Consider the following 25,903-nt stretch of genomic DNA (forward strand, 5'->3'; position numbering starts at 1 on the left):
CTAGTTAGAATTGTAGTTTTAGATTGAAACCAAAGGTTTTAGAAGCTGGCAAATTTCCACCTTCAAAACCCTGGATATTACCACTACCTGTAGTCGCCATTTCCGGATCAAAGTTTTTATTGGCCAATCCCCAAGCAGCCAGATTTCTTGCAAAAGCTGAAATTGTAGCTCCTTTTAGATGGAATCTTTTAATAAAATCTGATGGCAGATTGTAACCTAGCGTGATTTCTCGTAATTTAATATAATCGGCATCAAAAACATTTTGTGCAGTAGGACCTGCGTAATAGTGTCTGAAATACGCTTTGCCAGTAACATTTTTAGTATTTTCGTTTACATCAGTAACCACATAAGATCCATCTGGATTAAAAGTGACTTTACCGGTTACTCCAGGAACAACTAGGCCATTTTCCCGCACACCATTAGCTGCTGTTTCTTCCAAAACACCTGTATAATGTCCAAACATATTAGAGATTGAGAAGAACTTTCCTCCTTTCTGCATATCGATCAAAGCGGATAACGTAATTGCTTTGTAAGTAAAAGTATTACGCCAGCCTGCATTGAAATCAGGCAAAATCGACCCTAAATTCTTATTCGGCGTTTTTAAATATAATCCAGAAGTTGGGGAAACAACTTTATTGCCATCGCTATCATAGACGAAATCCGATCCAAAAATCTGTCCGTAAGGCTGTCCCGGCTGTGCAATTAATGTCGCATTAAAAGGCGCGGTACCGATTGTTAAAGATTGTATTCCTTCGGCCAATTCCATTACTTTATTCCGATTCCGCGAGAAGTTAATGTTGGATGTCCATTCAAAATTTTCTTTGCGTACAGGAACCAAAGTCAGCATAGCCTCTATACCTTTGTTAACTGCCCGCCCAGCATTCAATACTCTCGAGCTATAACCGGTCTCAGCGCCGGAAGTTACCGCCATAATTAGATCGGTCGTTTCTTCGTTATAGTAGGTAACATCAATACCGACTCTATTTTGGAACATCTGTGCTTCCACCCCGAATTCATAAGATCTTTTAGTCTCCGGACGTAACGTTGGGTTCAATTTTGAAAGTCCCTTCAAAAAGTAAGGCGCATCTAGGAACGTAGTTCCTGTAAACACATTATTGAAATATACATCGGCTAAACGGTAGGGGTCAGTATCATTACCGACTTGTGACCATCCAGCACGAAGTTTTCCGAAATTCAACCAAGGTGCTTTCACGACTTGTGAGAAGACAAATGATCCGGTCACTGATGGATAAAAATACGAATTGTTGTTCTCTGGGAGCGTAGAAGACCAGTCATTTCTCCAGCCAAAATCTAAATAGACTAAGTCATTATATCCTGCGGAGAAACTTCCAAATACCGAATTCACACGTTTTTTTGTCGCGAATGTTTCGATTGTTGCTGTTTGCGTACTATTATTGATTGAATACAAGCCTGGTACAATCAAACCACCGGCTGTCGCAGCACTAGACCGATGGGTTGTTGTGTTCCGTCTATTTGCTCCTACAAATGAATTTAAAGAAAATTTATCCCATTTTTTGTCAAAATGAACGCGACCTTCGTAATTCATCTCCATAAACTCCCGAATGGCTTCCGAGAAAGATGATGTAGAAAGGGAGCCCACAGCTACCTGTTCGTTTATTTTCAAGGTATAATTATCACCATAGATATTTCCTGTAGCATACAATCCAGGAGCGATATCGTAACGCAATTCTACATTACCATAAAAACGGTCACGCTGATCTTTGGAAATGTTTTCATTGATTATCCAATAATGGTTATCCGAATAGTTTGGTGTCGGGTCGTTCCATGACTTTATATTCCAGGATTTTTGTGCCCCCGTAATAGTCTTATAGTTCTTAAGGCGAGAGTAATCCAACTGCGTTTGTCCCCATTGAAACATTTTTTGACCGATAGAGTTATCGCCATAACCTTGCTCAGGCCTATTAAAACCATTGGTCCGAATATAATTAATTGTTCCTCTAGCAGTCAGCTTATCTGAAAATTTGTTGTCCAAACTTAGGGCTACAGTTGTGCGTTTTAGATTACTATTTGGAACAATCCCCGATTGGCTTGTATTTGATAACGACAAACGAGCGGAGGTATTCTCATACGATTTAGCCAATGATAAGGAATTCGTATAAGTGGTACCAGTATTAAAAAATGATCTATAATCATTTTTTGGATAAACCCAAGGACGAGTTTTTAAATAATTATCTGGATCATTGGGATCAAAAGCATCCCAATGCAATACTTCTTGCCCATCCAATTTGGGTCCCCAAGACTCATCCGCAGAATAATCTACCAACTGATATTGCTTACCATTGATGGTTGCGGTATTAAACTCAGGTGTGAATCCACCACCATATAATTTCTGAAGTTTCGGGGTAATACCCAATTGCTCAAAAGCTACACCAGTATTAAAAATGATCTCATCCCGCCCTTTTTTTGCTGTTTTTGTTTTAATAAGCACTACACCATTGGATGCCCTAGCACCGTACAATGCTGATGCCGGTCCTCCTTTTAAAACACTAACGGATTCAATGTCGTCTGGATTAATATCAAAACCGGCATCTCCATAATCACGTCCTCCGGCTCCACGTTCGGCATTTGCACTATTGTAATTAGAATTATCCATAGGGATTCCATCTACCACAATTAGGGGCTTATTTTCGCCAGTTAAAGACCCTATCCCCCGGAGAACGATACGTGTAGAACCACCCAAACTTGAAGATGGTGCGGAAATCACTGCACCAGCTACATTTCCGGAGAGTGATTGTAATGCATTACCTCCCCTTGCCGCGGATAATACTTCCCCCTTAACTTCTTGGGTCGCATAACCTAGCGATTTTTTATCCCTTGTAATACCCAAAGCCGTTACCACAACCTCATCAAGCGCGTTATCAGAATTATCTAGCATAACGTTAAAAGCGGATTGTCCCTCTTTTACAATTAATGTCTTATCCGCGAAACCGACTGAACGAAAGATAATAACCTTTCCTGTTGGAACAGACAGGGAATAGTTACCATCCGCATCTGTTTGGGTAGCCGTATTCGATCCCTGCACAACGATCGTTACGCCCGCCAATGGTTTTCCATCAGCTCCAGTAACACGACCACTGATTTTTCGTTCTTGCGCGAACGCAACCGATGTCAGGATCATACTACCCACGAAAAAACTGAGTAATTTGTGATTCATATGTTTAGTTTATTAAAAAATTATTTCTAATGAAATATTGGTTAGCACGTTGCTATTTGTAATTTATTTAGTTAGCTGAACATCTTTTGATAAACGATCTTATGTTAAAAAATGTTAAGACAAATATTAAAATATAATTCTACTTTTACAATGCTAACATAACAATTTTAAAAAACCACGCTAATTTCACCCACAACATACACAAAATCAATTAATTAAATTCTAACTAAATAATTTCCAATTGTAACAGGATTTATTATTTAAGACAAATAAAAAGGCTTCCTCCCGTATGGAAAGAAGCCAAATACAATTAAACTTAATTACAGCGGATTTGGTAAAACAGCTGGGTTTATATCACATTTCCATTCTTTTCTGAACGATAGTTTATCTATCAAGGCTTGGCCAGCTTTTTATCGATTTTGAATTGTGGATCGCGTTTACTGGTAATTTCAGATAGCTGTACTTTTGAGTAGAGCTAGGTGTTTATTAAAACAAATGGAGCATTTGACACCAAAGATTGCAACAAAAAAAGCGGTCTCTTTCGAGACCGCTTTCCATTTTATAAGTTTAAATCGATAGACTAGCGCTTACCGCCTGCCCACCAAACATTTTCAGTGTACACATATTGTCCATCACCGTATGCTGCTTGGACATTCGGATTAGTCGTTGTGTCATCATTACCATATGGTAAACGTAATGGGAATTTACCTGGGTTTTTCAATTCAACAAGGTTCTCACCATTTGCTTTCCAACGGCGGATATCGTTATACATTTCTGTTGATTCACCAGACGCACCAAAGAATGCTAGATACTTTTCACTTGCGATAGCCTTCAAACCATTTGAGGCAAGCAATGGTTTTACAGAAGCATTGAAATAATTTTCAGCATCAACTGATGTTAGCGCTTTGGCATTTTCAGTGATACCAGCGCCTTTAGTCGCATCTTTTACGATCTGTGATCCAAAACTTGCCACAACCGAACTTTCAGCATTTGCAAAGGCTGCTACTACTGCAGCTTTCAAAACAGGTTCTACAGCTGAAGCGCCACGCCCCAAGCGTTGCAAAGCTTCCGCTTTTAAAAATAATAATTCGTGATAGCTCAATAATTGTGTGGATGCAGATTGCGCAAAGCTAAATATAGACATGTTATATCTGGACTGGCTTTGTTCAGGGCTACCATTAGGAGCTACTCCATTCGTATAGCTTTCTCCCTTTTTCGCTAAATCTGTTAATTGTTTCAAATCCTGGTTTACGAAGAATCTGTTCAATCTTGGATCTTTGCTATCGATCATTTTATCGACAAGGCTCTTACTCGCCATTAGCGCAGAACGAGACCATTGGAAATCGAAAAATGGGTTTATATTTGAACCAGTATATTTATTAAAAGCAGCCTGTTCGTTTGCTTTAGTGAAAGATAGATCGATATCTGCTAAAATACGGTTCAAAGCTGCAGTTTTATCCGTAGCTTTTGCTAGACTACGCATCGCATAGCGAGCTTTTAGTCCATGCGCAAATTTTAACCAATTGGCTGCATTTCCACCGAACAATAAATCTTGTCCACCAGTTGCACCAGAACCATGCGTATCACCTTTAGGTAAATTTACGATTGCAGCGTCCAAATAAGCGTTAACCTGCTTATACAATTCCTCCTGTTTATCTAATTTAGGATTCTTGATTTCCAACGGCTTAAAACCTTCAGAATAAGGAACATCACCAAACATATCTGTCAATAGCGCTAAATTATAAGCTGCCATCACCTGTCCCATACCTAAGGTCGTATAGTTACCGGCTTGCGATCCACCTTCGGAACATTTTTCGATAACGATTCGAGCATCACGTAAAGCAGTGTACATATTGCCCCATGAATTATTGAATGTAGATGATACCGTAGGCTCTCCTTGTCTTATTTCAGCATTATACAACTGATTATGGCTTCCCACTTCATGCTCCACATACGCGGATAAATATGTATTGAAATCACCCCCGACATTATAAAATGCAGTCCGTGTAATTACGTCAGTTAAAACAAATTTTGCCTGAACATCCTTTGGATTATTCACATTTTCGTTGACCTTGTCCATTGCATCTTCTGAACAAGATGTAAAGGTTATAGGCGAAGCTAAAGCTCCTAAGGCCAATAATCCTACTATATTTAGTTTTAATTTCATTGTCTTAATCTTAGAATTTAATGTTAACACCTAGACCATAGCTTGACGTTCCTGGAAGTGAAAAACGCTCAAAAGCTCCTGACATATTGGTATTACCTTGTGAAACCTCTGGATCATACCCCTTAAGTTCAGACCATAAGATGATATTTCGTGCGAAAGCATTCACGTCAACTTTAATTTTTGAATTCTGATATACCGGATATCCTACCGCAACTTCACGTAACTTTACAAATGAGGTATTCCGAACCCCAGCTTCCGAAATGTTACCCAATGCATTCAGATAGGCATTAGCATCTGCGCCGATTTGATTGCCATCCGCATCAAATACAGGTGTTGGATTAATTAAAATATCATTAACCGAACCGTCCGCTTTTACAGCAGGCAATTCAAATAAGAATTTATCTCCAGAACGTAAATCAGCAGATCTTTGTGTAACACCATAAATATCTAAGGTGTTAGAAGTACCATGATACATCTGTCCACCTTGTTTCCAATCCAATACTGCAGACAGTCTGACTTTTTTGTATTCAAAGTTGGTATTAAAACCTAAATTGAAATCAGGAGATACTTTACCGATCACTTGTGGAGCTCCAGCCTGAGGAAGACCATTCTCGTCGACAACTATTTGTCCTGCATCATTTCTTAAATATGAAACACCATAGATAACTGGGAATTTATATCCGATAGCGGCACGAACCTGTGGGTCAACAAATCCACCCATAAAGATGTTGTTTACACCTTCTGCTAGTTCGTCAACGTAATTATCTATTTTGGTAAAGTTGAATGCAAAATCCCATTTAAAATCGCCTGAACGATATGGTGCAACTGCTAAAGTCACCTCATGTGCATTGGTGTGAATCTTACCACCATTGGTCACTAGACTTGAATAACCTGTGGATGCGGCCAAAGGCACTTCAAATATTTGGTCTTTTACATTCTGACGGGAGAAGGTATAATTTAAGTTAACTAAACCATTCCAAAATGTCAGATCTGTTCCAACCTCAATCGCTTGTGTATTTTGTGGTTTCAGATTCGGATCATAGACGATAGAATATGGAGTGAACGACGCAATTCCATTTATAGGATAAAGGATCGGGGTTCCGGAAGAAAAACCACCACCATAACTAGGTGCGGCATAATAGCTTTCGTAATAATCACCTGCCTGTCCCACTTGCGCATATGAAGCTCTCAATTTACCCATTGTCAATACCGAATTTTTTACACTTTCGAGTTCTGTAAAGACAAAGCCTGCCGAAACGGATGGATAGAAGAACGAACGATTATTTCTAGGCATAGATGAAACAATATCATTACGCCCAGTAGCATTCAAAAACAACATGTTTTTATACGCCAGTGCTAAACTACCAAAAGTACCGAAAGTACGTGTATGGCGTAAAGTCTGTTCAGCTGTGAATGTCGTCGCGTTATTAATATTATTCCAATCTGCGAAATTGAAGTTGGTACCATATGCATAATCTCTTCTACGTACACGGTTCACAATCTCGTTACCAATCATTGCATCAAATACCAAATCATCATTGATCTTCCAGTTGTATGCAGCGGTTCCTAATGAGTTCCATTCAGTAACCGAAATATGGTAATTTTCTACTTCACCGCTTTTATTCGCATGTCCGTATCCCCAAAGATCGGTATAATTTGAAGTGTACGAGTCCACCCCCAATTGATACTTCAATGTTAATTTTTGGTTTTCACCTAAGTTAGTCGCATATTGCCCGAAACCATTTCCAAAAAAACGTTGTGTATCTTCAGAGAATTTATTGTTCTCCACAGCCCAATAAGCTCCATCAAAACCACTAGTTGCTCTGTAAGTATTTTGTTTTGTAGGATTTCCTGCATAGTAAGACGGAATACCTTTCAGGTCATAAGATGCTGGCGCACCATAGACTGTCGCAACAATACCATTGTTAGCTCCGGTCTGCTTAGTAATCCGAGAATTTACGTAATTACCAGTAAAGCCTGTTGTCCATTTATCAGACAATTTTGCTTCTCCGGACAATTTCGCAGTGTAACGGTCCATTCCAGTCGACGGAACAATACCATTGGCATTGGTAGATCCTAAAGACAATGCATAATTTCCTTTTTCAAATCCCTGTACAATATTAAAAGAGTTATTAAATGTATTGCCTACATTGAAGAAGTCTTTCGCATTATTGTAAACTTGTGGAGTAGCCCAAGGATCTAGACCGGCATTGGCACGCTGTGGAACATAATATTGACCTTGGTGCTTTCCATATTTTTTCGTGTATTCATTATCTTTGTTTCCACCAAAAGTCGCATCATTCGCTAAATCATCGATAAGTGGCCCCCAAGACATAGAAGATAATGGCGAATATTGACCATTGACTCCTTGCGCATATTTTGTTTGAAAATCAGGTAATACCGAAACCTTATCAAACGAAACATTCGAATTGTATGAAATCTGTGGTTTTCCTTGTTTTCCTTTCCCGCTCTTCGTTGTAATGATAATTACCCCATTCGATGCACGCATACCATACAAAGCAGAAGCAGCTTGACCTTTCAAAATATTGATGCTTTCGATATCATTAGGATCGATATCCATTCCTCTTGAAGAGTAATCAGCTCCTGAAACAGAATTACCAGTTGACACATCAGAAGTTGATGAAATAGGTAGTCCATCAACAACATATAATGGCGAGTTGTTTCCTGTAAATGAACGCGCACCACGGATGGTAATATTCGCAGATGCTCCTGGCATACCTGATGAAGGTGTTACTTGAACCCCCGATACTTTACCCTGTAAAGCCGTTGCCAAGTTGCTATTCGCTCCCTCGGTTAGTTTATCTCCTTTTACTTCTTGTGTAGCATAACTCAATGCACGTTTTTGGCGCGATTGTCCCATCCCTGTCACAACAACCTCTTCCAAGGCATTGTTGTGATTTTCCATGGAAACATTGAATACGGTACTGTTGTTATTAACAATGATGGTTTTATCGTCAAAACCAACTGAACGGAAGACAACAACTTTGCCTGCAGGTACATTCAATGAATAATTACCGCTAGCATCTGTTTGTGTCGCTTGATTAGTTCCTTGTACAACGACTGTCACCCCTGGTAACCCCTTACCATCAGCAGATGTAACACGACCACTAATCTTTTTTTCTTGTGCGAATGCGACCGAAGTCAGGATCATACCGCCAACAAGAAAACTTAGTAATGTTTGTTTCATGTTTTAGTTAGTTAATTTTATTATTTTTCTAATCCTTTTATATTGATATAAATTATATCCGTTAGCATAACTGTCTAAACACACATTGTTTAGACAATAAACAGCAATACGCAAAACAGCATACCGCTATTCATGTGGTAACAGTTGAAAATATTATTGGGAAAGTCAACCCTAGGTAGATGTAGAGTCAATCCGTTGAAAATACTCAGCTGTAAAATTTGCTCTTTTCAGCATTTACAGTATATAATAGTTAGTGCGATTTTTATTAGCGGTTCCAAATATATAAAGCCAAAGTTGCTTTTACAAGTTTTTTAACATTCACTCGGAAAAACAAGAAATACCGCAACAAAGACATCCGTATCTTACAAATTCAAACAGAAGATTCATTTTAGAATAAAAACTCTTCAAACAAATTTAAAACAGAATTTTATACGGAATCACTTATATTTAACAAAACATTAACAATGTAATAAGAAAACATTAACATAGAAGCTCGTTCGTTTTTTATCACCAAAAAAGTCGTAATTTATAATGATTCTAAAATCATTTCAAATCGAGTTATCCAAAAAAAGGGACTTTACCTGCTCAGGTAGAGTCCCTTTCAATACAAATCCCGAAAACAGGAATTATTATTTAATTATATCATTAATCAATATATTCGAATTTGGTATAAGGTACCAAAACCGCTGGTATCCGAATGCCTTTATCGGTTTGATTATTCTCTAAGATAGCCGCGACAATACGAGGTAAAGCTAAAGCAGACCCATTTAGTGTATGAGCTAATTGCATTTTTCCTTCAGCATTTTTGAAACGCACTTTTAGGCGATTGGCTTGATAGGTTTCAAAATTAGATACGGAAGACACTTCCAACCAACGCTTTTGGGCCGAGCTATACACTTCCATATCATATGTCAGAGCGGAAGTGAAACTCATATCACCACCGCATAGGCGTAGCACACGGTAAGGTAATTCCAGTTTTTTAAGCAAGCCCTGTACGTACAGGCTCATTTCCTCCAACACTTCATACGATTTTTCCGGATGAACAATCTGTACGGCTTCTACTTTATCAAACTGGTGCAGACGATTCAAACCGCGTACATGGGCGCCATAAGAACCGGCCTCGCGACGGAAACATGGGGTATAGGCACAATGCTTAATAGGGAATTGCGCTTCTTTAACAATCACATCCCTGTAAATATTGGTAACCGGAACCTCCGCTGTAGGGATCAGGTATAGATTGTCATTATTGACATAATACATCTGCCCCTCCTTATCGGGCAATTGTCCCGTAGCGAAAGCAGAGTCTTCATTCACCAAGATCGGCACCTGCACCTCTTCGTATCCTTGCTCAGCAGCCTGATCCAAAAAGAAATTGATCAATGCGCGTTGCAATTTTGCTCCCTTACCCTTGTAAATCGGAAATCCGGCTCCCGCGACTTTTACACCGAGCTCCAGATCCACGATATCGTATTTGCTTAACAAATCCCAATGTGGCAAAGCGTCCTCTGCTAAAGCAGGAATCTCCCCATTTGTTAAAACGACTTCATTATCATCAGCGCTTACACCAGCAGGAACTGATTGATGCGGTAAGTTAGGCAATTGAACAATCTTATCATTCAACTCGATTTCGATCGAACCTAATTTATCCAACAGTTGCTTCACCTGCTCTTTATATCCGGACGATTGCGATTTAACGGCTTCAGCTTCTTCTTTTTTCCCTTGGCGCATCAGATCTCCAATCTGTTTTGCCGCCGCATTAGCCTCTCCCGAAAGGGCGTCCGATTCCGCTTGGATCTTACGGCGGTCTTCATCCAAATGGATGATTTCGTCGACCAACCCAATTTCCTTGAAATGCTTGACAGCCAATCTTTCGATAACCGTATCCCTGTTTTCACGGATATAATTCAATTGCAACATAATTATGAATGTATTATTTAAAAAATAGTGAACAAACTTAGATAAATTTGCCCTCATATACAAGCAAATTTATTCGGCAATGCCTGTTTATAGCCTATTGATGCTTCTTTACACAGTCTCCTATACGGGCGGCATCCATAGGCATGGCACAGCTGTCGATTGCTTCTGAAAGCTAGCAGATACCCGAAGTATCCTTTATTATTGACAGTTTGACGAATACGTTCGATAACTTAATCACCATCGGAGCCAAGCTAATATTTATCGCCGGTAGTTATAGTTCAATAATAATGAAAGCGACACCCTTCACCTATTTATACTATTCTGCCTCCATAATAAAAAACGATCTCCAGAAAAACAGTTGCCCGGAGATCGTTCCAAACACTATTTTTTATCACTTTTAAATTAATAATAAAAGTTTCCTGCCGGCAGCATGATCATAGATCAGATTTAAGCGATCGTCACCTCTTTGCATAAATAGACATCCTGGATTGCATGTAATAATTCCACACCATCCTGCATTGGCTTTTGAAAAGCCTTCCGCCCGGATATCAGGCCTGTTCCACCAGCTCTTTTATTGATCACAGCAGTTTTTACAGCTTCCTGTATATCATTCTGCCCGGACGCTCCGCCCGAATTGATCAATCCCGCCCTACCGGCGAAGCAGTTGAGCACCTGATAGCGACAAAGATCGATCGGATGGTCTGATGACAACTGTGTATACATGCGTTCATCTAATTTACCATAACTGCTTTTGCCCATATTGAGCGCCTTAAAACCACCGTTTAGTTCCGGAAGTTTCTGTTTAATAATATCCGCTTTTATGGTAACACCGAGATGGTTGGCCTGTCCTGTTAGATCCGCAGCAAGATGATAATCCTTGTCTGTGGTCTTAAACGCCGAATTCCGCAAATAACACCATAAAACGGTAGCCATACCGAGTGAATGCGCTTCCTCAAATGCTTTGGCCACTTCGATAATCTGACGATCGGATTCTTCCGAACCGAAATAAATGGTCGCTCCGACAGCGACTGCCCCCATGTTCCAGGCTTCGCGTATGGTGCCATACAGAATTTGATCGGCCCGATTAGGATAAGTCAATAGTTCATTATGATTGATCTTGACCAGAAAAGGAATCTTGTGTGCATATTTTCGGGCTACAGCCCCTAAAACACCAAAAGTTGACGCCACGGCATTACAATTCCCTTCCAGGGCCAGTTTCACGATATTCTCCGGATCAAAATACTGCGGGTTTGGCGCAAAAGAGGCGCCCGCGCTATGTTCAATCCCCTGATCTACGGGCAATATGGATAGATAGCCTGTATGAGCTAATCGCCCTGTTCCAAAAAGCTGCCCTAAGCTGCGTAACACCTGTGGCGTACGGTCGCTGGCACCATATACCTGATCAATAAAAGTAGTTTCGGGAAGATAGAGCATGGTTTTTGAAACTGCCGGTTTGTCAAACGCTAATAGATAATCTGATTCCGCACCTAGATGTGCTTGTATTTTTTCTATGTATTGCATAATTTATTATTGCATTTATATAGAAAATAACTCCAAAATAGACAGAATGTTTTAGCACATATTATATAGTAAAAAAAACTTAACTTTGACCATGTTATATTTAGTTCCAACACCTATTGGCAATCTGGAGGACATGACTTTTCGTGCAGTCAATGTTCTGAAAGAAGTAGACATTATCTTAGCAGAGGACACCAGAACAAGTGCGCCCCTTTTAAAGCATTTTGGCATTGATAAAAAGGTCTTTGCACATCATCAGCATAATGAACACAAAGCGGTTTCCGAAATCATTAAGTTTCTGAAAGAAGGCCAAAACATTGCCCTGATTTCAGATGCAGGAACGCCTGCGATCTCAGATCCTGGCTTTTTATTGGTTCGGGCTGCTCTTAAAGAAGGATTGGAAGTGCAATGTTTACCAGGAGCCACAGCTTTTGTTCCGGCGCTTGTCAATTCAGGTTTGCCTAATGACCGCTTCTGCTTTGAAGGTTTCCTGCCCGTTAAAAAGGGGCGCCAAACCCGCCTGAAGGCATTAGCGGAAGAAAAGAGAACAATGATTTTCTATGAGTCACCACACCGCATCCTCAAGACGATAGAAGAGTTTATTACTGTCTTCGGTGCCGAGCGACAAGCTTCTATTTCCAGAGAATTGAGCAAGCTGTACGAGGAAAATGTCCGCGGAACATTAACTGATTTAAAATTACACTTCGAAAACAATCCAATTAAAGGAGAATTTGTATTTTGTGTAGGTGGATTGGAATAAATTTTGACAATCTTTGATTAATAAAACGAATTTGACATGAACATGGAACAATTTGCACAAGATGGACAGGATATAAAAATCATTGAAAAATTGATTACTAAAGTCCAGGACATGCTGACTCCAGGAGAAAAAATAGATTATATCGCAGTACAGAAAAAACCCGCGGTAACCATATTGCCAGACAGTATCACCATTAGTAATAAACGCATTTTTATGTGCGAATTTACCAAGTTGGGCTTAGCGACGGATTTTGAAATTTTCGGTTGGCAGGATATTAAGGATATTGCGTTCAAAGAAGAGATCTTTGGTTCAAAAGTTACCGTCATTCCCTTCACCGGAGAGAATTTAAGTATTGACTATATTCCAAAAGTTCAAGCGAGAAAGCTTTACCAATATATTAAAGCAGCTCTTGAAAACTATAAAAAAACAGAACTGGCCGCTGAGAAGGAAAAGATCGTGATAGCCCCCAGCAGTCCTCGTGAAGTCGTGGTTGAGAAAGTTGAAAGCAACCTACCAACTCCCGCACCTGTGGCTTCACCGACACCGGTCATCACACCTCCCTCTCCGGCAGTACAACCTACAGCATCTGCTCCAGGTACAGCTCCGGCGGCTCCTGCTCCTGCCCCGGTTGCCCCGATAGCAGAAGAGGAAGATGATGAAATTACATTAAAACTGAAAAAACTAAAGACGCTCTTCGACAAGCAATTGATCACTCAGGACGAATACGAGCAAAAGAAAAGAGAAGTTTTATCCAGTTTATAAAATAGACGGTTATTGTGAAGAACAACTATTTATTGGCACTTTTAAGTGCCTTTTTATTGTGGTTAGGATGGCCTCCTATCCCTTATTCCAGTCTGCTGCTCTTTATTGGATTTCTACCGCTGTTGATTGCACTGGAAAATATCATCCGCAGCGAAACAATCAAAAAAAAAGGTAAAAAGGTCTTTCTAACAGCAGGTCTAATGGCAGTTGTCTGGAATACTGCATCCATCTATTGGGTATACAATTCGATCTCATCAGTAATGCCGCCTTTCGCGGCAATTATGATCAGTTTGATCCCCTTCTGCCTAGGAGCAGCATTAATGGCTCTTGCCTTCAGCCTGTATTATCAATTAAGACGCAAAACCTCACTGCTGTTATCCCTATTTGGATTAATGGAATTCTGGATCAGTTATGAATTTCTGCATGCTTCCTGGGATCTGGCATTTCCATGGATGACTTTAGGAAACGGCTTTGCCAACTTCCATCAATTGATTCAGTGGTACGATATTACCGGTGTTTATGGAGGCTCAATATGGGTCTGGTTGGTCAATATCCTGATTTTCATTCTTTACCTCAACCGAAAAGGGATCTATCAGCTCAAAAACAGGCTTGTCCCAGCACTGTGCTTGATTTTCGCCTTAGTGGCTCCTGCTACTTATTCTTTGTTTCGTTATTTCAACTATGAGGAGCACCAAAATCCAGCCCAGGTGGTGGTGGTACAGCCAAACGTGAATCCTTACATCAAGTTTCAGCTCAGTCCTGAGGAACAATTAAACACCTTATTTTCGTTATCAAATTCGGTGGCAAAACCCAATACGGAGTTTTTTATCTGGCCCGAAACTGCGCTTTCTCAACATGGCGATTTTGACGAAGAAAACTTACGGGAGACCTACTCCTACCAACGGATTCTGAAATTTTTGGATCAATATAAAAATGGTAATGTCTTATCGGGCATAGAAAGTTATCAATTATATAATTATGCCAAGACACCCACTGCACGTGAAATTGCTCCCAATATTTATCAGGACAACTTCAATGCAGCAACACTGATCGATTACTCCTCCAAACTTCAATTTTACCACAAATCCAAATTGGTCCCAGGTGTCGAACAGATGCCCTTTGGCGCTGCAATGAATTTTTTAAAACCATTATTTAAAGCCTTTGGCGGCACCACTGGCGGCTATGGAAAGCAAGCCGAACCTTCGGTCTTCTACGCGCAGAGTGGTATTGGGGCCGCACCTGTTATCTGCTATGAGTCTATCTGGGGCGATTATGTAGCAAAATATATTAAAAAAGGAGCCCAATTTATTGCCATCATCACCAACGATGGCTGGTGGGGCAATACTTCCGGGAAAGACCAACATTTGCAATACGCAAAACTAAGAGCCATTGAAAATAGACGCTGGGTTGCCCGATCGGCAAATACTGGAATATCCGGTTTTATCAATCAACGCGGTGATATTGTACAACAGACAAAATGGTGGGTGCCTGCAGCACTGAACCAGGAAATCAATTTAAATGAGGAGATTACAATATATACCAAAACTGGTGATATTGCTGCCTATATAGGCTTAGCAATCGCCCTAGGTGGATTTCTTATCCTCATCATCCGTCGGCAACGTGCACCCTTACCATGACCTACGCGAATTCAAAAACAAAATATTTCCTCAAAAACGGGAAAAGATAAACAAAATCAAAAGATACCATAAAAAGAGCCTGCTATCAGGCTCTTTTCGTTCAATCTATTTTTTACTCCTTACAATGGTTATCGCATTTTCAAAACAGGATAAACTCCACGGCAACCTTAACAGTCTCGCTATGGCACAATTATCGACTCTTCCCTCGCTTCAAATGGAGTGCGTCCCGAAGATTTCAGTACGGCCTAAAAAAAACGACTAAATTCTGATGAAAATAAGTCATTTAATGCATTTGATTTACTTTTGAGATTTGTAATTTTGCAGCATGCAAGTATATTTTGACAATGCTGCGACTACAGCCTTAGATCCTGAAGTTATAAAAGTAATGGTAGATGTCATGGATAACAATTTTGGAAATCCATCCTCTATCCATAGTCACGGAAGACAAGTAAAAACAATCGTAGAAAAAGCCCGGAAAACTATCGCCAACCTACTTCATGTATCTCCGGCTGAAATTTTCTTTACTTCGGGCGGAACCGAAGCAGATAATATGGCTATCGTACGCTCGATTATGGACTTTGGCATTAGCCATGCAATTACTTCACCAATAGAGCACCATGCTGTCCTTCATACCCTGGAGGAGCTTGAGAAGCAAGGAAAAGTTCATCTTGACCTGCTCAATGTAGACAATAAAGGTAATTTAGATCTGAATCAACTGGAAGAGCTTTTAAGCAGCAATCCACGTACTTTTGTTTCCATTATGCACGCCAATAACGAAATCGGTAACCTCAACGATATCCAGCGCATATCACAATTATGCCAACAATATAATGCGATATTTCACTCGGATACCGTACAGACTATGGGCCATTATCCACATGACCTGAGTCAGCTAAAAATTGATTTCATTACAGGCGCAGCCCACAAGTTTCACGGTCCAAAAGGGGTAGGCTTTCTCTATATCAATGCAAATAATAAAATCAAACCGCTGATTTATGGCGGTGCCCAAGAACGAAATATGCGTGGTGGAACGGAGAATGTCTATGGTATAGCGGGCCTTGCCAAAGCATTAGAACTGGCCTATGAACATATGGATGAACATCAGGCATATATCCAGGGGCTCAAATCGTATATGATTGAAGAATTGCAGAAAGCAATTCCGGATATCGATTTCAATGGCGTTGTCGAACCCGATAAATCGCTTTATACAGTGCTTAATGTATCTTTCCCTTGCAGTGATCTTGCAGATATGCTGCTGTTCAATCTGGATATTTCCGGCATATCCTGTTCTGGCGGAAGCGCTTGTAGCTCAGGAACTGATATCGGATCTCATGTCTTAGGCGCTATTAAAACAAATTCAGACCGTCCATCCGTCAGATTCTCCTTTTGCAAAAACAATACAAAAGAAGAAGTGAATTTTGTGGTATCCACCTTAAAAGAACTTTGTACAAAAAGCAAATAGGACCAAAGACTAATAAAAACAAAAAAACGAAGAGAATTCTCTTCGTTTTTTTTGTTTTATGTAGATCATTTATCGTTCGACAGATTTCAATTTTTCGTTAGGATATAGTATTTGGAGATGTCACCAGTAATATCGTTTCCCGATAGATCGAGTTGGCTCAAAAAATGATTCCCCAATTTGAATTTATAATCGACGCCGTCCAGTGTAATAATGTTTCCGTCCAGTTTCCATTTACCTTCACGTACAAAAACATCATCACTTTTATTGAGATATTTGGACGAATATTTATAGGAATTATCTTTGTGCAATGAAATCAATGTTTCTATACCGTCACAATCCGCACAGGGCATAACCCCTTTATATTCGCCGATCACAATTTCTGCTTTGTCCCTTCCCTTTATTTCCTGTAAATTATCTTTATAGGCAGCCACACTTTGTTTGGGATTATCACATCCCCCTAACATAATCATTACCAACAGTCCCACTGTCCAAATAAACCTTTTCATCTCTTTCCAAATTCAAAAAAATCAGCATCTAATAGTTACACCCATATAGTTCATAACAAATTAAATACCAAAAATTTAGAACGGATTAAAATTCATCGTCCTCATCTTCTACTAAAAATGATAAAGCTCCCTGTAACTCTCCCAATGCATGGAAATTACGGCTTTTACGAGCAATTTCAATCCCATTTTTATAGGTGATGATTGCAACTTCCTGTTTGTCCAGTTTTTCATATAATTTTCCCAGATGATAATATGTTCCCACATAATCGGGATGTTGCTCTATCAGTTGCTCAAATCTCGCCAAAGCTTCTTGCTCATCTTGCTGCTTCAAATACTCCGCTGCAATCGCGTATTTTAAAAAAGGATCTTCGGGACTCTCTTTCAAAAATTCTTGGAGTTGATCCAATCGTGTTGACATATCTTTTTTTGTTTCAAACTTAACTAAAATTGCCTTCATCTGTCAACTATTATTTTAATGTCTATGTAGGGGCTATATCCTACATCGAATCAACCTACTCGTTTTACTAGGATTACTTAAAGGGAACATCGGAGCTCATGATAAAAACTGTTTCCTTTTTTAATTTGGCAAAACGTATGACATGTGAGAGCAATGATTTGTGCAGGCCTATCGAATATTAAAACCGGGCCGAGGAATCCACCGATTTAAAAAAAAATACTATGCTAGCATACAAAATGACACTATCCTGACGCAAGATTTTCATTAAAAAAAAGAGCATTGATTCAATAAAAAATTAACAAATTCAATTAAATACACGTACAAAATTACGAATACAACAAAAACAACTGCATTTATAGACTATAAATTCAAAATAACATAACATTAAAAAGAACTAGCAAGCCACAATTTTAAGAAGGCGGGGGCTTTTTATTTGACAGAAAATATGGTAAGTTTGGGTAAAACCAATCGTATATGAAAATATTAGTTTGTATAAGTAATGTCCCTGACACTACATCGAAGATCACTTTTACAAATGACAACACTGCCTTTAATACAGCTGGGGTGCAGTTTATTATAAACCCTTATGATGAGATTGCCCTTTCAAAGGCAGTTGAATTGGCTGAAGGTGGAAAAGGAACAGTGACTGTCATCAATGTTGGAGATGCATCCACCGATGCGACCATCCGCAAAGCATTAGCTATAGGCGCAGACAATGCCGTACGTATTAATGCTGTTCCAAGAGACGCCTGGTTTGTAGCCAATCAAATTGCAAATTACGCTAAAGACAATGCTTTTGACCTGATTTTGACCGGACGGGAATCCATCGATTATAATGGTGCTCAGGTCGGTGCAATTGTTGCCGAATTACTGAATATACCATCCGTTTCAATTGCCAAAAAGGTTGATGTCGCTGCTGATGCGGTCAGTATAGAACGTGAAATAGAAGGCGGAAAAGAGGTCTTAACCGCTAAGCTTCCAATTGTTGTCGGCACGGCTGAGGGAGTCGCTGAGCCTAAGATCCCAAATATGCGCGGGATAATGAGTGCGCGTACCAAACCCTTGGATGTGCTGGAACCATATACAGTGGATACGCTTTCCCACATTGTCAATTATGAGACGCCGGCTCCACGCGGTACTGTAAAACTCGTTGATGCTGCAGAGGTGGAAAAGCTGGTTTCCCTGCTACATGATGAGGCCAAAGTTATTTAATCATTAAATTCCGAAAAAACTATGTCAATACTAGTATATGTAGAAAATACCGATGGAAAATTCAAAAAGTCTGCTTTTGAAGTAGTTTCTTATGCGAAAGCCATCGCCGATAATACAAACACTGATCTTGTCGCCATTTCTATCGGCAATGTCGCTCAGGAAGAACTTGCTGCCCTGGGCAACTATGGAGCATCCAAAGTACTTACGGTCAATAACGAGCAACTCGCCTCTTTCGTCAATCAGGCTTATGCCAGCATTATCGCTGAGGCTGTCAAGAGTACAGGAGCAAATCTGCTTGTGCTTTCTAATTCGTTCTCGGGTAAAGGCCTAGCCCCGCGGATTGCGGCAAAACTCCATGCGGCACTTGCAGACGGCGCATTAGCCTTACCAACAATTGAAGGAGAAAAACTAACGGTTAAAAAGACTGCGTTTTCCAATAAAGCATTCGCCACAGTAGAATTGACCGCAGCAATAAAGATCATTGCCCTTAGCCCCAATGCCTATGAGACCAAGGAAACCGGAGGTCATGCGGTAGTAGAATCATTTACGGCAAATGTTGCCCAAGCCGACTTTTCGACGATTGTTAAAGAGATTGTTCGTGCTACAGACAAAGTTTCGCTACCAGAAGCCGAAATCGTTGTTTCCGCAGGTCGTGGATTAAAAGGTCCTGAAAACTGGGGGATGATCGAAGAGTTAGCAGATGTTCTTGGTGCTGCCACAGCCTGTTCAAAACCTGTTTCTGACGCGGGATGGCGTCCACATTCTGAACACGTTGGCCAAACGGGTATTGTTGTGAGTCCTAATCTGTACATCGCAATTGGTATCTCAGGTGCCATCCAGCATTTGGCTGGAGTCAGTTCTTCGAAAACAATTGTTGTCATCAACAAAGATCCCGAAGCACCATTTTTTAAAGTAGCCGATTACGGTATCGTTGGCGATGCCTTCGATGTTGTCCCCAAATTGACACAGGCTTTAAAAGCTTACAAAGGCAGTTAAACTTTATTAACATATTTTTCTCCCCATTCATAAAAAAATGAATGGGGAGTTTTTATTTGCCCTTGCATATTTACTATTTTCCTGATAAAAAGGTCTTGATTACGAACGAGAGAACGATAAATTTGTTTGACAAGTAACGCAATTATAATTGCATATAAAAGCAAATTTATCTAAGTTTGTAGACCGCTTTGGAATTAAAATGAAGAAAATCAGATTAGATATCGTTGGTTTATCCTATAGTCAAACACAATCTGGGGCCTATGCCCTTGTATTGGGAGAAGTGGAGGGCAACAGAAGATTGCCCATCATTATTGGTAGCCATGAAGCCCAAGCTATTGCTATTCGGATAGAAAAAATGATTCCAAGCCGTCCCCTTACACACGACCTATTTCAATCTTTCGCGGAATCTTTCGGCATTAAACTCGTTGAGGTACTTATCTATAACCTGATTGAAGGTATTTTCTATGCGAAGATTATTTGTTCTGACGGCAATAAAATAGTCGAAATTGATGCCCGTACCTCCGACGCCGTTGCTTTGGCTGTCCGATTCGAAGCCCCGATTTACGCCTACGAATTTATCATGTCATCTGCAGGAATTATTATTGAGGGACATGAATTCGCATTTTTGGAAAATCTGGACAAAGCGAACAAAGTACAAGACCCTAATATGGTTGAGATCGAAGAAAAGACTCCTTCCAAATCTCCTAACAACCCTTTTTCTTCGTTGACGGACGAGCAATTGGAACAGGCACTCAACCAGGCATTAATGGAAGAGAATTACGAGCAAGCAGCCTTGATTAGGGATGAGATTTCTAAAAGAAAATAACTCCTCTCACTAAAGCGAAACAAAAACTCTAAATAATATCGTTTTATGTCTATTAAATTAAGATTGACCATCATGAGCTTCTTTCAGTTTTTTGTCTGGGGAGCATGGTTGATTACAATAGCTAACTATTGGTTTGGCACAAAGCAATGGGATGGCACCCAATTCGGCGCTATCTTCGCGACAATGGGAATAGCCTCGTTATTTATGCCAACACTGATGGGGATAATTGCAGACCGCTGGATAAATGCTGAAAGACTATATTTTATCCTGCATCTGTGTTATGCTGCTGTTCTTTTTTATCTACCGGAAGTCAATGACCCCAATACTTTTTTTTATGCGATGCTCGCAGCGATGTGTTTTTATATGCCGACCCTGGCTTTATCCAACTCAATTGCTTATACTGCATTGAATGAAAACAACTACGATCTGGTCAAGGCATTCCCCCCTATTCGCGTATTCGGAACCATTGGATTTATTGTCGCGATGTGGATCACAAATCTAACAGGTAATAAAGCAACTGCCTACCAATTTTATATTGCTGGAACAGCAGCCTTGGCCTTAAGTCTCTATGCCTTTACTTTACCCAAATGTCCGCCTAAAAAATTGCAACAGGAAAATGCTTCTTGGACACAATTATTGGGCTTAGAAGCTTTTAAATTATTTGGGAACTATAAAATGGCTTTGTTCTTTATATTTTCCATGTTCTTAGGAGCTGCATTGCAGTTGACCAATGCCTATGGAGATGTGTTTCTTGACGAATTTAAATTCTACCCGAAATTTGCCGAATCTTTTGTTGTGAAATATTCAACAATCATTATGTCGATTTCACAGATATCAGAAACACTTTTTATCTTGGCAATCCCCTTTTTCCTAAAGAGATTTGGGATAAAGAAAGTTATGCTGATCTCCATGTTTGCCTGGGTATTACGTTTTGGACTGTTCTCATTCGGAGATCCTGCCGGTGGCCTATGGATGATCATTCTTTCCTGTATCGTTTATGGAATGGCGTTTGACTTCTTCAATATTTCAGGTTCATTATTTGTGGAAACATCGACAACATCAAGCATACGGAGTTCTGCACAGGGTTTATTTATGATGATGACAAATGGTTTTGGAGCCGTATTCGGCAGTTTTGCTTCCGGATGGATTATCGATCATTATTTCACCAGAAGCTTTCAGAATGGACAGGATCTTGCCGGCTATCTGGATACAGATATCAACGATACACACTTTCTGGACTTCCTAAAAGAAAAAAGTATCTCGCTATTGCCAGACGGCACACTGAACAATAGTCTTATGCTCAAGGACTGGCATGACATCTGGCTTGCCTTCGCGATCTACACACTGGTTATCGCAGTCCTTTTTGCGCTATTCTTTAGACATAAGCACGAACGTGAGTCGCCAAATTCAAAATAACAAAAAGCCGCAAATGCGGCTTTTTGTATATTTGCAGGATGCAAAACACATCAACGGAATTGTTAACGGACTCTCAATCCCAAATTTATAACTGGACTTTTCAATGGATTAAAAATCTAGGGTTGGACAACCAAACCAATCATTTTATCAACTCCATTATTTTATTATTGCTGGTCATCTTATTTTTGATCATTGTTGATTATTTCAGCAAAAAAATACTGCTGTTACTGACGATCAAAGCGATCCGGCGAAGTGCCAATAGATTTGATGATTTGTTAATCCGGAATAAAACCTTAAAGCTGATAGCCCATTTCGTTCCCATATTAGCTGCGCAATACATCATCCCTATTATCTTTATGGGCTTTCCAAATTGGAAAGAAAATATCAACAAATTATTGGCTATTGCCACCACAATCGTCAGCTTGTTGATTATTCATTCCCTATTAAAAAGTATCCGGGATATCTTACGCACAAAGAAATCCTTTGCCGACAAACCGCTGGAGAGCTACCTACAGGTGTGTCAGATTGTTATGTACTTCATTGGCGGTACGATCTGTTTTTCGATCTTGACAGGCAGTTCCCCTTGGTCATTTCTCTTATCACTGGGTGCAGCCTCGGCAATCCTAATGCTGGTCTTTAAAGACACCATCCTAGGTTTTGTGGCAAGTATCCAGGTATCGGCCAATGACTCGATACGGGTGGGCGATTGGATTGAAATGCCCAAATACGGTGCAGACGGAACCGTCAAGGAAATCAATCTCAACAACGTTAAAGTGCAAAATTTTGACAAGACCATCACGACAATCCCCACACATACGCTGTTATCCGATTCCTTTAAAAATTATAGAGGTATGCAACAATCTGGTGGAAGACGCCTGAAAAGAGCAATCAATATTAAAATCTCCACAATCCGTTTTTTATCGAATGAGGAGATCGAAGGATTAAAGAATATACAGATTCTCCGTCCCTATATCGAAGACCGTGCAAAGACAATCGATGAATTCAACAGTAGGCATCAGATTGATCCTTCCAGTCCAATAAACGGGCGAAAAATGACCAACCTGGGCATGTTCAGGGCCTATGCGCTAACCTACCTGCGTCAGAATCCCAATATTCACAAAACAATGCCGCTAATGGTGCGACAACTGGCATCGACCGAACATGGGGTACCAATCGAACTTTACTTTTTTGTCAATGATATACGTTGGGAATACTATGAAGGGATTGTCTCTGATGTGTTTGACCATCTTTTTGCTGCAACAAAATACTTCGATCTCGAAATCTTTGAAAATCCCGCCTCAGATGATTTTAGACAGTATGTAAGCGCACATAAAATAAGTCTATTGAATTAATAACAATAACAGGCGCTATCCATAAAAACAGTGAAAGGTAATCCGGGGAGATTACCTTTTCACTTTAAAAACAAACTAAATTTTTAGACGTGTTTCACAACAGATCTACACATTAACCCTAACTCTTTATGAATCAAAAATTACTCTACACAAATATAGAGCTGCTATGTTAAGTGCATCTTAAGTTAACTTTAAACTTAAAACAATTCGATAAATAGTTATTTAAATTATTTATTCTGCATCGTTTATCAATAAAACGGTTTCTGCTTGATAAAACCAAAATTCGACCATTCTATCAAACCAATACACTGCTATTAAAAACTGAACGGGTTATCCTTATTCACTGTAAATAACATACGATTTCAATCGCTATAAATCAAGGGGGCTAATCTGGATTAGAATAGGCATCCAAAAAATCAAGTCAATCTATTAGAGAATGAAATAGCTGAAATGATGTTTTTGGTAAGCGGGGGTAAAATCGCATAAAAATGGGGCTATCCAACCTTTTTTCGGATGGCCCCATTTCCTGAAACAGTAAAGATGTATTTACTTCACAACAATGCTTTTCGTAGCAAAATGTTCCCTGTTAAACATATCGGTAGCCCTGATTTCAAGCTGATATGTTCCAGTTTTAAGTTTCGGCAAATTCATCATCCATAGATGGCTGGATTTTTCTGGGTTGGATGGACGGCGCGTTGTCATCAACTCTTCAGCATTATCATATTTTGCCAGCGCTTTTAAGAAAGCGGGATCACTCTCGTTAACATATTCCATCTCTTTCCAATCTCCTTGGTTAATTCTATAGGCAACTTTATCGCCTTCCCTACCAATGAAGAAGTTTGCATAAATCGGGTATCTTTTCGTGTACTTCTCCGGTACTACTGACGCGCCATAGATATCGATCTGATAGCTTGCTGGCTTTCCTACGACTTTGTAATCGAAACTATATTGATTACCTTCGATTTTCAACACGGCATAACCCTTTGGTGTACCGTCCCGCATGGTGGAAACCGGAATTCCTTTCTCATTTAGTTCGCCTGAATACCAATCCCCGGATGTGGTTCCGACATTATATTCGTGGTGTGGCTGCTCCTGCTTCCAACCATCTTTCTGTCCATAAAAATATTGACGTTGGAAATGTGTATGTGCTGAAAGTGAAAGTGTATGTTTAAAGGGAGCTAAGATATCAAAAAGACGCTGCCTATCTTCATTGCGAAACACATTCGAATTTTCGTGGTATAACGGAATATGGAAGGAAAGGACAATCAATTTGTCTTTATCCACCTGTTTTAGATCATTTTCAACAAAATCCAATTGATCTTTTCTAAAACCGCCGAGATACCCTTTTCCCGTACGTGGATTGGGATAAATGATATCGTCCAATACGATAAAGTGTGCATTTCCATAATTAAAGGAATAATTATTGGGGCCAAAAGTACGCTCAAAAGATTCATCTGAAAGACTGTCAGTTTTGGCATCATAATTCATATCGTGATTCCCCATCACATTATACCAAGGTAGGCCCATCGTCGAAATGACCGATTTATATTTTGGTTGAAGGGATAGATCGTCACCCACCAAATCCCCTAAGCTGATTCCGAATTTAGCGACAGATTTATCAGCGATTTCATTAATGATGCCATCCTTAAAAAATCCCAATTCTTCCTCGGTATAGGCTTGTGGGTCACCAAACACAAAAGCAGAAAAATTAGGTTGCTCTTCCTGTTGATATAAAGCAAAGTTCAAGCTAGCAGGAATTTTCCCTGTCGCCGCAACACCGGGGTATTTTGATGCAGGACTGCCATTGACTTTGTGTATAGAATAGAATTTCGGGTGGTTATTTTCATCAAGGGGCAGGGCATATCCAGAAGGTTTGACAACAAAAATGATATTATCATTTCCAACTGGTAATTGATAGTTACCATCTCTATCTGTAGCAACTACTTCGCGACCGTTGCTGATCGAAACAGATGCTATCCCCTTCTCATTCTTATCTAGTTTTCCATTTCTGTTTACATCGAGAAAAACTTTTCCCTTTGCAAATTCTTGTGCTTGCACTGTCTGGGTCAGCGCCAAAGAAATGGCCAATGCCATAAATGTTTTCATATCGAACGTTAGTTTTGCCGCTAAAGTACCCTATTACCATTAAGACAATATCAATTGAATATAAAGAATTCGTAAACATAAACACGTATCAAAGAGCGGACAACTTTACAAATAACACTTAATTAGTTCTTATATAATAGGGATTTAAATCGGACTTTATACGTATTTATCCGAATGAGGTCCGAATGAAGTCCGAATGAGGTCCCTATCAAGTCCCTGTTAGTATACTGTTTATTATGAATTTGCCTTCCACTTGATATCAAGTTTTCCCAAAGCATTTTCCTTGAATTTTCTGTTATTATTACATCGAACGTGTTGCTCAATTTCAGCCTTTGCATAAGTATGAAGGGCAATACCGCTCTGTATACAAGAAAATCAACATTAAATTGATAGAAAGAATAAAAA

At 39.7% G+C, this 25,903-nt stretch carries 17 protein-coding genes; 9 read left to right on the top strand and 8 right to left on the bottom strand.

Features of this window, described 5'->3' with window-relative positions:
- Positions 1–4: 4 nt before the first annotated feature.
- The 5 genes from ACK8HY_RS10265 to ACK8HY_RS10285 form a co-directional block, all read right to left on the bottom strand.
- Positions 5–3,196: a SusC/RagA family TonB-linked outer membrane protein gene (locus ACK8HY_RS10265; RefSeq protein ID WP_416133580.1), complete on the bottom strand. Its 3,192-nt coding sequence runs from the start codon at positions 3,194–3,196 to the stop codon at positions 5–7.
- A gap of 580 nt (positions 3,197–3,776) precedes the next feature.
- Positions 3,777–5,363: a SusD/RagB family nutrient-binding outer membrane lipoprotein gene (locus ACK8HY_RS10270; protein ID WP_416133581.1), complete on the bottom strand. Its 1,587-nt coding sequence runs from the start codon at positions 5,361–5,363 to the stop codon at positions 3,777–3,779.
- A 10-nt stretch (positions 5,364–5,373) separates the two neighbouring features.
- Positions 5,374–8,571, bottom strand: coding sequence for a SusC/RagA family TonB-linked outer membrane protein (locus ACK8HY_RS10275; RefSeq protein WP_416133582.1), 3,198 nt, complete (start codon positions 8,569–8,571; stop codon positions 5,374–5,376).
- Positions 8,572–9,216: 645 nt separating this feature from the next.
- Positions 9,217–10,488: a serine--tRNA ligase gene (gene serS, locus ACK8HY_RS10280; protein WP_416133583.1), complete on the bottom strand. Its 1,272-nt coding sequence runs from the start codon at positions 10,486–10,488 to the stop codon at positions 9,217–9,219.
- Positions 10,489–10,935: 447 nt separating this feature from the next.
- The gene (locus tag ACK8HY_RS10285; RefSeq protein ID WP_416133584.1) at positions 10,936–12,009 is read right to left on the bottom strand and encodes a class I fructose-bisphosphate aldolase; all 1,074 of its coding nucleotides are present in this window, start codon (positions 12,007–12,009) and stop codon (positions 10,936–10,938) included.
- A 91-nt stretch (positions 12,010–12,100) separates the two neighbouring features.
- On the opposite strand from ACK8HY_RS10285, the gene rsmI reads away from it, so the two are divergent.
- The 4 genes from rsmI (at position 12,101) to ACK8HY_RS10305 (ending at position 16,627) form a co-directional block, all read left to right on the top strand.
- Positions 12,101–12,766: a 16S rRNA (cytidine(1402)-2'-O)-methyltransferase gene (gene rsmI / locus ACK8HY_RS10290; protein WP_077438550.1), complete on the top strand. Its 666-nt coding sequence runs from the start codon at positions 12,101–12,103 to the stop codon at positions 12,764–12,766.
- Between the two features lie 36 nt (positions 12,767–12,802).
- Entirely contained in the window at positions 12,803–13,528 is a 726-nt protein-coding gene (locus ACK8HY_RS10295; protein WP_416133585.1) for a PH domain-containing protein, read from the top strand.
- A 14-nt stretch (positions 13,529–13,542) separates the two neighbouring features.
- On the top strand, positions 13,543–15,165 hold the full coding sequence (gene lnt / locus ACK8HY_RS10300) for an apolipoprotein N-acyltransferase (protein WP_416133586.1): 1,623 nt from the start codon (positions 13,543–13,545) through the stop codon (positions 15,163–15,165).
- Positions 15,166–15,490: 325 nt separating this feature from the next.
- Positions 15,491–16,627, top strand: a complete 1,137-nt coding sequence (locus ACK8HY_RS10305; RefSeq protein ID WP_077438547.1) for a cysteine desulfurase family protein — start codon at positions 15,491–15,493, stop codon at positions 16,625–16,627.
- 86 nt (positions 16,628–16,713) lie between these two features.
- Here ACK8HY_RS10305 and ACK8HY_RS10310 read toward each other — a convergent pair whose 3' ends face one another.
- Positions 16,714–17,133: a copper resistance protein NlpE gene (locus ACK8HY_RS10310; protein ID WP_416133587.1), complete on the bottom strand. Its 420-nt coding sequence runs from the start codon at positions 17,131–17,133 to the stop codon at positions 16,714–16,716.
- An 85-nt stretch (positions 17,134–17,218) separates the two neighbouring features.
- Positions 17,219–17,590 carry a tetratricopeptide repeat protein gene (locus ACK8HY_RS10315; protein ID WP_416133588.1) on the bottom strand — a complete coding sequence of 124 codons (372 nt, stop codon included), beginning with the start codon at positions 17,588–17,590 and terminating at the stop codon, positions 17,219–17,221.
- A gap of 474 nt (positions 17,591–18,064) precedes the next feature.
- Between ACK8HY_RS10315 and ACK8HY_RS10320 the strand changes: the two genes are divergently transcribed.
- The 5 genes from ACK8HY_RS10320 (at position 18,065) to ACK8HY_RS10340 (ending at position 23,392) form a co-directional block, all read left to right on the top strand.
- The gene (locus ACK8HY_RS10320; RefSeq protein ID WP_416133589.1) at positions 18,065–18,802 is read left to right on the top strand and encodes an electron transfer flavoprotein subunit beta/FixA family protein; all 738 of its coding nucleotides are present in this window, start codon (positions 18,065–18,067) and stop codon (positions 18,800–18,802) included.
- Between the two features lie 21 nt (positions 18,803–18,823).
- Positions 18,824–19,798: an electron transfer flavoprotein subunit alpha/FixB family protein gene (locus ACK8HY_RS10325; protein ID WP_416133590.1), complete on the top strand. Its 975-nt coding sequence runs from the start codon at positions 18,824–18,826 to the stop codon at positions 19,796–19,798.
- Between the two features lie 199 nt (positions 19,799–19,997).
- The gene (locus ACK8HY_RS10330; protein ID WP_416133591.1) at positions 19,998–20,624 is read left to right on the top strand and encodes a bifunctional nuclease domain-containing protein; all 627 of its coding nucleotides are present in this window, start codon (positions 19,998–20,000) and stop codon (positions 20,622–20,624) included.
- A gap of 45 nt (positions 20,625–20,669) precedes the next feature.
- Positions 20,670–22,040, top strand: coding sequence for a nucleoside permease (locus ACK8HY_RS10335; RefSeq protein WP_416133592.1), 1,371 nt, complete (start codon positions 20,670–20,672; stop codon positions 22,038–22,040).
- Positions 22,041–22,078: 38 nt separating this feature from the next.
- A complete protein-coding gene (locus ACK8HY_RS10340; RefSeq protein ID WP_416133593.1) occupies positions 22,079–23,392 on the top strand; it encodes a mechanosensitive ion channel family protein in 1,314 nt (437 codons plus the stop codon).
- A gap of 546 nt (positions 23,393–23,938) precedes the next feature.
- On the opposite strand, the gene ACK8HY_RS10345 is transcribed toward ACK8HY_RS10340, so the two are convergent.
- A complete protein-coding gene (locus ACK8HY_RS10345) occupies positions 23,939–25,498 on the bottom strand; it encodes a calcineurin-like phosphoesterase C-terminal domain-containing protein (RefSeq protein WP_416133594.1) in 1,560 nt (519 codons plus the stop codon).
- Positions 25,499–25,903: the final 405 nt, after the last annotated feature.

This window comes from Sphingobacterium sp. NGMCC 1.201703 (genome assembly GCF_047784615.1).
Lineage (GTDB): Bacteria > Bacteroidota > Bacteroidia > Sphingobacteriales > Sphingobacteriaceae > Sphingobacterium.